The 9,524-nt window shown below is 59.8% G+C and carries 7 protein-coding genes and 1 pseudogene; 5 read left to right on the top strand and 3 right to left on the bottom strand.

The annotated features are described in order from the left end of the window. On the bottom strand, positions 1-431 hold a 431-nt coding region (locus H1Y01_RS08780), incomplete at its 3' end, for a hypothetical protein (RefSeq protein WP_180540064.1). 106 nt (positions 432-537) lie between these two features. On the opposite strand from H1Y01_RS08780, the gene H1Y01_RS08775 reads away from it, so the two are divergent. From H1Y01_RS08775 to H1Y01_RS08755, 5 genes and pseudogenes are all read left to right on the top strand, one after another. After that, a complete protein-coding gene (locus H1Y01_RS08775) occupies positions 538-879 on the top strand; it encodes a hypothetical protein (RefSeq protein ID WP_219341399.1) in 342 nt (113 codons plus the stop codon). Positions 880-1,259: 380 nt separating this feature from the next. Continuing rightward, positions 1,260-1,559: pseudogene (locus tag H1Y01_RS19990) on the top strand (FG-GAP repeat domain-containing protein); the annotation flags it as partial. Next, the gene (locus H1Y01_RS08765; RefSeq protein ID WP_180540063.1) at positions 1,552-1,857 is read left to right on the top strand and encodes a formylglycine-generating enzyme family protein; all 306 of its coding nucleotides are present in this window, start codon (positions 1,552-1,554) and stop codon (positions 1,855-1,857) included. The pseudogene H1Y01_RS19990 and the gene H1Y01_RS08765, both read left to right, overlap by 8 nt. A gap of 153 nt (positions 1,858-2,010) precedes the next feature. After that, a complete protein-coding gene (locus tag H1Y01_RS08760) occupies positions 2,011-2,889 on the top strand; it encodes a DsbA family protein (protein ID WP_180540062.1) in 879 nt (292 codons plus the stop codon). Next, positions 2,886-4,952: a mechanosensitive ion channel family protein gene (locus tag H1Y01_RS08755; RefSeq protein WP_180540061.1), complete on the top strand. Its 2,067-nt coding sequence runs from the start codon at positions 2,886-2,888 to the stop codon at positions 4,950-4,952. Before H1Y01_RS08760 ends, H1Y01_RS08755 begins: the two co-directional genes overlap by 4 nt. A 3-nt stretch (positions 4,953-4,955) precedes the next feature. Here the strand turns inward: H1Y01_RS08755 and H1Y01_RS08750 are convergent, their stop codons facing one another. Together H1Y01_RS08750 and H1Y01_RS08745 are read right to left on the bottom strand one after the other, a co-directional pair. Next, on the bottom strand, positions 4,956-6,437 hold the full coding sequence (locus H1Y01_RS08750) for a hypothetical protein (RefSeq protein WP_180540060.1): 1,482 nt from the start codon (positions 6,435-6,437) through the stop codon (positions 4,956-4,958). Positions 6,438-6,640: 203 nt separating this feature from the next. Then, positions 6,641-9,460 (bottom strand): vitamin B12-dependent ribonucleotide reductase, encoded by a 2,820-nt coding sequence (locus H1Y01_RS08745; protein WP_180540059.1) that lies wholly within the window; start codon positions 9,458-9,460, stop codon positions 6,641-6,643. Positions 9,461-9,524 lie beyond the last annotated feature (64 nt).

The raw sequence follows: 9,524 nt of genomic DNA, 5'->3' as shown, positions 1-9,524 counted from the left end.
TCGCGCAGGTTGAGCCAGAGCGCGAACTCGTCCAGCGTGAGAGCAGCGGCAACACCATAGACGATGCTGGTGAGGCGTCCCGCCCAGCGCGCCCAGCCGGAGTCCCCGCGATCGATCCCCAACAGCCATGCGTAACCGTCCAGCAGGAGCAGCAGAATGCCCCAGACAAGGTGGTGGATGTGGCGGCCGTGCATTTCGACGTCGTGGAACGGGCCGATGTCGTAATGGATCGCAATTGTAATCCCGCGGACGACGAACACGGCAGTAAAGAAACCGAAGGCGGCGAGGAACAATCGCTCGCGTCTTCCACCGTGAAAATGGCGGCTGTAAACCACCCCCAGGCGGCTTAAAGAAACCACTAAAATCGGGACCGCTAAGAGGGCGCCGATGATCAGCGGCAGAAGCCAGAAAGTCCTGTGATTCCAAGGCATTAGAAGCTATGGTAAAGCACGCGGCGTGAAGCCAGTTTAATGCGTTGGCATGCACCCATTTCTAAGAAACATGCGTCGAATTGAGTGGAGGCAAAAGAAACAAGAAATGCTGAAAAAGATTGGAATTCCGATGATCGCGCTGCTGGCGATCCTGATCATCTTCGCGCCGGCGCCGGCCCAGGCTGGCGTGCGAATTGGAGTGGGTATTGGCGTTGGTTATCCCGCGTACCCGGCATACGTCGGCTACGGCTATCATCGTTATGGCTACGTTGCTCCGGCTTACGCCTATCCCGCATACCCGGCTTATCCCGCTTATGGCTATGCTGCTCCGTATTATGGCGGCGTAACGATCGGTGTGGGCGGTCCCTGGTATCACGGTTACGGATATCGCGGCGGCTACTACGGTGGACACGTGGGTTACGGCTATCGCGGCGGCTGGCGCCGGTAAGCAGGGCGGTAAGCAGGAATGATTCACAGGCAAGTGGAAGCTTAAGGCCCGGGCGAGTTCCGGGCCTTTTGTTCTACAGGCGTTCGGGAAAGCCCGCAAAACATAGCCTAGCGGTGTCTAACAAGTTTGTTGACATCCGCCGTCTAGCGCCATCCTACTCGGAGGACTCCAGGAGGTTCGATGCAACAGTTCCCCCCACAGGGTTCGAGTAGTCGAAACAGACGGTATCCTGGGCTGCGCAGCAATTCACGCCCGCTCCCGTTCAGGCCAATCAGGCTGCGGCCTTCATGGCGTACTCAAACTATATAGACTCTCTGACGAATTGCGGCGGGTCCTGATTCCGTTGGGCAACAATAGGTGGAACGATAGGTGGAACGACCATGTGGAACCCCACCCCGCTCTTATTCTTGTTGTTGGCGCTCTCGGCGTTCAGCGTCATTAACGGTGCCGTCCCCAATTTTTATGATCGACGCGACCTTCAGAGCGCTAACACTGAGATAATTCAGGTCGCAGACGTTAACGGCGATGGCATACCCGACATTATCGGTGGAAATGGGACCAATCGGATTCAGGTCTTTTTTGGGCGGGGCGACGGCACTTTTTCCGGGGGGCCCGTCAACACGTTCGCGGTAGCGGGTATAAGGGGCTTCGTCACCGGCGATTTCAACGGCGATGGTATTGTCGACTTGGCCATTGCTGGAGAGCTCGACGGTGACCCGGAACCGCAGGGGGTCGAACTTTCGGCTCGGCCGATTTCCGGATCAGCACTTGGCCGAGGATGCTTTCGTGGGCGTCGCTCCGGCGGATCGTTTCGCTCCGAACGGATTCGGCTTGTTCACGATGACGGGAAACACATGGGAGTGGTGCGCGGACTACTTCGATACGGAGTGGCAGGTGTGCGCGTCCCGGTGGAATCCGACGGGTCCGGCAGCGGGCGTGAATCGGGTGCTCATGGGCGGCTCTTATCTCTTGCCATGAGGCTCGGCTCATTCGACGTGCGAGCCGAGCAGCGGTACCGATAGTTGTGCGGGACGATTAGCCGACATCGGGACTCGGCATTTCGGTTCTCGGGTTCTTACCCGGTTTACCGCGCTTTGTATTTCGACGGGCAACTTTCCTACAATAGAGAAGATGAACATTCTTAGCCGTCGGGCGGTGATTACGGTTGGGCTCGCGATGGTCGCAATAATCGCAACCGCTCAGGGCCCGCGTGTGGAAGACGCTCTCCCCGGAGTGGATCTGCACGGTCTCTCGCCCGCTCAGAAGGCGACGGTACAGAAGCTGCTTTCCGAGCAGGGTTGCACCTGCGGCTGCGCGATGAAGGTTGGGGAATGCCGGATGAAAGATCCGGGCTGCTCACGCAGCAAGGGGCTCGCGGCCGTAATCGTCGACGCGATTCGCGACGGCAAGTCGGAAAAAGAGGCGCTGCTCGCGGCGGACAACTCCAATTTCGGCAAGGCTGCGGAGGGGAAGATTCTGAGTGACGCGGTCAAGATCCCCACCGATGGCGCACCTGCTCAAGGCGCGGCGAATCCGAAGATCACGCTCGTGGAGTTCTCGGATTTCCAGTGCCCCTACTGCATTATTGCCGCCGGTGAGTTGCACCGGGTGATGGATGCGTATCCGAATCAAGTCAGCCTGATCTTCAAGCAGTTCCCCTTAGATGAGCATTCGCAGGCCGCGTTAGCTGCGGCGGCCTCGCTTGCGGCGCAGCGGCAGGGTAAATTCTGGCCGATGCATGACGCTCTGTTCGCACAACGCGGCCGACTTTCGCCGGCGGTGATCAGCGGCATCGCGGAGAAAATCGGACTCGACATGAAGCGCTTCGATGCCGACCTGCACTCTCCCGAGCTGCAGAAGATTATCGTGCATGACATCGAAGACGGGGAACGGGCGGGCGTGGCGGGAACGCCGACTCTGTTTGTGAATGGACAACGCTTCAACGCGACGCTAACACTTGCGGTTCTGAAACCGGTACTCGATGAGGAATTGAAGAAGATCGCGAAGTGAAGCGCGCGATCGGTTGTTGTACCCTTGCAGCGGCCGCGATCTGGGCGCTGAGTGCGGCCGGTCAGACGTCGCCACGGTCTTCGAGCACACCAGCCGGCACTCCGGCTAGCACCCCGGCCAACCCACCGGCCAACACCCCAGCTCCTCCTCCCCTTACGATTACTCCGCTTACGGCAGCGCTGAAGCCGGCGGACGTTATCGCCCACCTGGAGAAAGCCATCGCATGGTACCGGCACGTCGATACGGCGGCGCAATCCGCCGGAGGGTCGATCGACATCCTGCTTCGAGACAGCGCGCATGAGGACGCGTTGCACGCGCTGCAACTCGCGTTTCAGTTTGCGCGTGCGGATGCCGCGTTCCGGGCTTCGCTGCGACAGGCGCAATCGGCGACGAGTAGTCAGGCGGAAGCGCCGGCGGCGTCGCGAAGCATTGAAGACGCAGCCGCGCGGGCGGCGGATCGCGTTTCCCGCTTGCAGGCTCAGATCAAGGCGCTGGATAGCTCGCCTGCGGCCGGTTCGCCGAAGAATCGGGCATCCATCGAGGAGCAGCGACAGGAGCTTCAGTCGGAACTGGAGCTGGCGCAGGAGATTCAGAAGACCGTCCAGTCGATGGTGAGCTTCGCCGGCGCGAACACCAGTGCGGCATCGAGCGCAACGGCTGGTTTCACGGGTCAGATCAACGAGCTGCAGCGCAGCGTGCCGGAAGCACAGACGATGGTCGTCACGCGTAAGTCGGGCGGAACGGGCACGGACGGATCAGCATCGAAAGACGGTTCGGCGTCTTCGGTTAAGGCGCCCGCCATCGCCGGCCGGAGCAGTACGGCTGGCGGCGCACCTGCCATTCGGCCGGAGACGCAGGGCTTATTCGGGTTGGCTGGTACCGTCTTTGGCGCCGGTGGGGAACGCGGCGCTATCGAAACGCTGCTCGGAGAGACAGATGCGCTTTCCGCCGACATCGACCAGCTGAAGAACCCGCTCGTAACGCAGCTTCGTTCGGCGATCAAGCAGAGCGAGGACCTGACGGCCGCGGCGGCATCGCAGAGCGCCGATCAGTTGGGAAACGCCCAGAAACAGATCGCGACGCTCACCACGCAGTTCCGGCAGCTCTCCACGGTCGTGGTTCCTCTGGGCGAGGAGCAGATTCTGGTGCAGGAACTGCGCGGCAGCCTGACGCAGTGGCGCGCTTTGATCAACCAGGAGTACGACGCGGCGCTCCGTTATCTGCTTCTGCGGTTGGGAATGCTGCTGCTGGCGATCGTTGTCCTCGTCGTCGTCAGCGAGCTATGGAAGCGGGCGACATTCCGCTATGTGCGCGATGTGCGCCGACGACGCCAGTTCCTGGTGATCCGGCGCTTCGTGGTAGCCATCCTGTTTTGTTTCATCGTGGCGGGCGGACTGATCACTCAATTCGGTTCCGTCGCGACCTATGCCGGATTCCTGACCGCGGGCCTTGCCGTTGCTTTGCAGAACGTCATTCTCGCGGTGATCGCGTATTTCTTCCTGATTGGGCGGTACGGCGTTCGCGTGGGGGATCGAGTCACTATCGGAGGCGTAACGGGGGATGTGCTGGAGTTGGGTCTCGTGCGCATCTATCTAATGGAGTTAGCCGGGCCCGCAGGCGATCTCCATTCCACGGGGCGCGTTGTACTTTTCGCGAATTCGGTTTTGTTTCAGCCGCAGCCTCTGTTTAAGCAGCTTCCGGGTACGAACTACGTGTGGCATAGCATTCTCGTTGGGCTTGCGCCGGATAGCGACGTTCGCACGGTGGAGGAACGATTGAAGCAGGGTGTTGAGCAGGTATTCACTAATTATCGGCCGGAGCTCGAGCAGCAACACGCGGCCCTCGAGCGGTCGATCGAAATCGACGTTCCCAATCCGACACCCGAATGCCGGATCCAGTACACCGGGACGGCTCTTCAGTTCCGGGTTCGGTATCCGGTGGAACTGAAGAAAGCGGGCGATGTCGATGCGGAACTGCTTCGTTCGCTATCGGATGCGATCGCCCAGGAACCGAAACTGAGCCTTGTTCCGGACGGTTCGCCAAGGCTCGAGCCGCCGGTCTAAGACTTAGTGGACCACCGCTGCGGCTGAATGGGGCGACACGTTGCCGGACGCATCGAAGGCATCCAATGTGTAACTCGCTCCCGAACCTTTCGATCCATTCGTGTCGACGAAGCTGGTTGTGACGGTAGTCCCGATCAGGGCGCCGTTCTTGAAGACCTGATACCCGGCGACACCGACGTTGTCGGTAGCCGGATTCCACATTAGGACCACTTCGGTCTTCGTTGCCTCCGCAACCGGCGCCGAGGGTACCTGCGGTGCGGTGCGATCGGGCGCCGGCAGGATCATGTTCTCGAAAACCGGTCCTAGCGTGGAGTACTGCCCTTGTTGCATGGCTACGGAGCCGGCCTGCATAGCCACCGCAACGCTGGGCGAACTGGAAGCGGAGTACGGCAGATACGCGAAGAAGTAGTTCGAATAGAACGGCGAGATAAAGGTGAAGTCTTCGTAGTTGGCGAGTTTCACCATTGCCTGCAGAAACTGCGCGTCGAGCGGTTCGAAGAAACTGTAGTTATTGAGCTGCATCCCGGTATTCGCCGAAGACTGTCCTAACTGCGAGTCGGAGACTTTCTGAAGCCAGGCTTCCGTCATCGCCATCGGTTTGCCGGCCTGATGCGCAATGTTCGCGGCGGTGATCGCGTTGGGCAGGAAATTCTTATTTACGGTGTAAACATGTATGTCGAGATAACTAACCGGTTGCTTCGCGTAGGCGGTCATGAAGGAGCTGATGTTGGACATCCATGAACCGGTCCCGGCGCCTAACTTGATGCCGCTCGCGCCCGCGGCATCAACCGCCGCAACGATCGCCTGCAGCATCTGGACACTGCCGGCGACCGTACCGGCCTGCGTTTGACCGGACATCTGCGCTTCCGTGTCGGGCTCGGAGATCACGGTGAGGTAGTCCGGCCGCACATTCGCGGCGACGATTGCCGCGTTCTGGGCGCGGCCAGCCATATAAGTCGACCAGGGAAGTTGCTGCGCATAGGTCCCGGCAGCGGAAACGCCGGTAATTGGGTTCGATTTGGCGACCTGGGTTTCCACAATCAGCTTCATGCCCATCCCGTGAACCTCGCTGGCCAGGTTCGTGTAGAACGCAAGCATCTGCTGATACTCTGTCGGGTTCGAATAATAAGGCTCATAGAGATAGGGGAAATCGATATGAACGGTAACCGCAGTAATTCCCAAAGCACGCAGTTGGTTCATTTCCATTTGGACCCCCGCGTTTGTGTTCGCGTTCAACAGGTTCAGTCCGTTGTCGGAGCTTGCGCTGAGAAGCTGCACAGCGTAGAATGTCGAGGCATTATACGTGGTGGGAATCGACTGTGTGAACGTGCTGATGTCGGTTTGCAAACTGGTGTAGAGGCTCTGGTAAAGAGCAGGCACCGGTATGGGCGCAGGCACCGTCTGGGCGTTGCCGGTCCCGGACATCAGAACGAGGTATGGGAGCGCTGAAAGGATCGTGGCGGATAGGGATTTGGTGAGTGTCATGTAATCTCTCGCCAACCCTATCGTCGGAAAGATTCTGGGACTTTAGGTGCGATGCCTAATAGGCCCCGTCGGCCTTAGATCGAGGTTTCAGAGGCCCACAAAAACGGCCGCTCACCCTTCCGGAGGCGAGCGGCCCAGGCTAGCTTGAGAAATAAGGAATTAGGTAAAGTAACCCGGCAGGCTTCGGAAAGTCGCCGCGCCGTCTAGCTGCAGCCGCTGGTTCCGCCGCAATTCTCACATTTGTAGCAACTGCCGTTGCGCGTCATCATGCCGCCGCATTCCGCGCAGAGCGGGGCATCCGCGACAGCCACGGGGAACGGAAGTTTTTCCTGAGTGTCCACTTCGGTAGGCCGTAATCCGGATGCATCGCCGGCTTCGTTGTTGACATACTCGTTGCCCAGGAACTTGGCGCCGAGCCAGCGGAAAATGTAATCCGGAATGGATTTGGCGTAAGGGATCTGCGGATTTCCGGTCCAACCGCTCGGCTCGAAACGGACGTGGCCGAATTTATCGACCAGGAACTTCAGGGGCACCCCGTACTGCAGGTTGTAGCTGATGGCGGTGGCGAAGCTGTCCATCAGGCCCGAGATCGTCGAACCTTCTTTGGCCATGGTGACGAAGATTTCGCCGGGCGTTCCGTCTTCGTACATGCCGACCGTAATGTATCCTTCGTGTCCGCCGATAGAGAACTTATGCGTGATCGAATGGCGCTCGTCGGGCAGCTTGCGGCGAACCGGGCGATAGACAATCTTCTCGATCGGCTGCACCTGAATGGGCTCCGGCTTCGGGTCGGCTTTCTTGTCGCTCTTGCCCGAGCTAAGCGGCTGGACCTTCTTCGAGTTATCGCGGTAGATTGCAACCGCTTTCAAGCCCAGACGCCAGCTCTCGATGTAGGCGTCCATCACTTCTTCGACGGTGCTTTCTTCGGGCATGTTGATGGTTTTCGAGATCGCGCCGGAGACAAAGGGCTGGACCGCGCCCATCATCTTCAGATGCCCCATGTACTGGATGGAGCGTTGTCCGTTGGCGGGCCGGAAACTGCAATCGAAGACCGCCAGGTGCTCGGGCTTCAGTTGCGGCGCGCCTTCGATGGTTCCCGTAGAATCGATGTGCTGGACGATGGCTTCCACCTGTTCCGGCGTGTAGCCCAGTTTGATGAGCGCTTGCGGGACGGTGTTGTTGACGATCTTGATAACGCCGCCGCCCACGAGCTTCTTGTGTTTGACCAGCGCGAGATCGGGCTCGATGCCGGTAGTGTCGCAATCCATCATGAAGCCGATCGTGCCGGTGGGCGCGATGACGGTCACTTGCGCGTTGCGGAATCCGAACTGACGGCCCGCTTCGAGCGCTTCATCCCAGCACTCGCGGGCCCCGTTGTAGAGGTCCGAAGGAATGTTCCGGCGGTTGATGCCGGGAACCGAATCGCGGTGCATGCGGATGACATCGAGGAACGGCTCGGCGTTCGGCTCGTACCCGGGGAACGGACCGATACTTCCGGAAATGCGGGCGCTGGTGGCGTAGGCTTGACCGCACATCACGGCAGAGATCGCCCCGGCGTAATCGCGGCCGCGGTCGCTGTCGTAAGGAATGCCGAAGCTCATCAGCAGTGCACCCAGGTTGGCGAAGCCGAGGCCGAGCGGGCGATACGCATGGGAGTTGCCGGCGATCTTCTCGGTGGGATAGCTGGCGTTGTCGACAATGATTTCCTGCGCGACGATCAGCGTATCGACAGCACGGCGGAAGCCGGCAACATCGAAATGGCTGCCCGCATCGACGAACTTCATCAGGTTCAACGACGAGAGATTGCAGGCCGAGTCGTCGAGGAACATGTACTCGGAGCAGGGGTTGGAGGCGTTAATCCGCGCTGTGTTCTTGCAGGTGTGCCAGCGATTGACGGTGGTGTCGAACTGCATGCCGGGATCGCCGCACTGGTGGGTCGCCTCGGCGATCTCGCGCATCAACTGACGGGCTTTGTAGCGCTTGACCTTCTCACCGGTTAAGACGGACTTGGTCCACCATTCTTCGTCGTCGGTGACGGCTTGCATGAAATCGTCGGAGGCGCGAACGGAGTTGTTGGCGTTCTGGAAAAAGATGGAGCCGTACGCGTCGCCATCGAGGGACGAATCGTAGCCCGCTTCGACCAGCGTGTGGGCCTTCTTCTCTTCCCTGGCCTTGCACCAGATGAATCCTTCGATGTCCGGGTGGTCGGTGTTGAGGATGACCATCTTGGCCGCGCGGCGCGTCTTGCCGCCCGACTTGATGACGCCGGCGAAAGCATCAAAGCCTTTCATGAACGAGAGCGGACCCGATGCCCTGCCCCCGCTCGAAAGCGAACCGTTCTCTTCGCGCAGCGTCGATAGGTTGGAGCCGGTACCCGAGCCCCACTTGAAGAGCATGCCTTCCGTCTTGGCAAGATCGAGGATGGATTCAAGCGAATCCTTGACCGAGACGATGAAGCAGGCCGAACACTGCGGCTTGGCTTCCTTGGTCAGCGGTTTGACCGACTCGGACTCCGCGTCATAGAACCAGCCGTACCCGCGGGCTTCCTTGACGCCGACATTGAACCAAACCGGGGAGTTAAACGCGGCTTTCTGATGCAGCATCAGGTGCGCGAGCTCATCCCGGAAGTTCTCGCCGTCTTCCTCGGTTGCGAAGTAGCCGTCGGCGATTCCCCATCCCGCAATCGTGTCGACCACGCGATGCACCAGATCGGCGAGGGATCGCTCGCGATCCGGAGAGCCGAGCTTGCCGTGGAAGTACTTGCTGGCCACGATGTTGGTCGCGGTCTGGCTCCATCCGGCAGGCATCTCGACATCGCGCTGTTCGAAGATGACCGCGCCTTTATCGTTGCCGATGGTGGCATTGCGGGTCTCCCATTGAACATCGTCGTAGGGAGTTCGGCCAGGCTCTTGCCGGGCGGTGAAGTGACGCGGAAACTGGATTCCGGTGCGAGTGGTTTGGGATGGGAGCTGAGCGTTCAACTCCTCCACTATAACTGCCTTCTGTCGGGCTGTTCCGTTCATGGGGACTTGCTCCTGCGCGGGTGCGCAATTGCAATATTGACGCAACATCTTGTGGCCGTCAAGG

It is taken from the genome of Nevskia soli (assembly GCF_903970205.1).
GTDB lineage: Bacteria > Acidobacteriota > Terriglobia > Bryobacterales > Bryobacteraceae > Bog-113.
The sequence above is the reverse complement of the archived record's forward strand: the minus strand, read 5'-3'. Positions and strand labels throughout refer to the sequence as shown.

Coding starts and splice junctions, on each gene's coding strand:
- H1Y01_RS08775 (WP_219341399.1), top strand. CDS start 538: ATGCTGAAAAAGATTGGAATTCCGATGATCGCGCTGCTGGCGATCCTG.
- H1Y01_RS08765 (WP_180540063.1), top strand. CDS start 1,552: ATGGTATTGTCGACTTGGCCATTGCTGGAGAGCTCGACGGTGACCCGG.
- H1Y01_RS08760 (WP_180540062.1), top strand. CDS start 2,011: ATGAACATTCTTAGCCGTCGGGCGGTGATTACGGTTGGGCTCGCGATG.
- H1Y01_RS08750 (WP_180540060.1), bottom strand. CDS start 6,437: ATGACACTCACCAAATCCCTATCCGCCACGATCCTTTCAGCGCTCCCA.
- H1Y01_RS08745 (WP_180540059.1), bottom strand. CDS start 9,460: ATGAACGGAACAGCCCGACAGAAGGCAGTTATAGTGGAGGAGTTGAAC.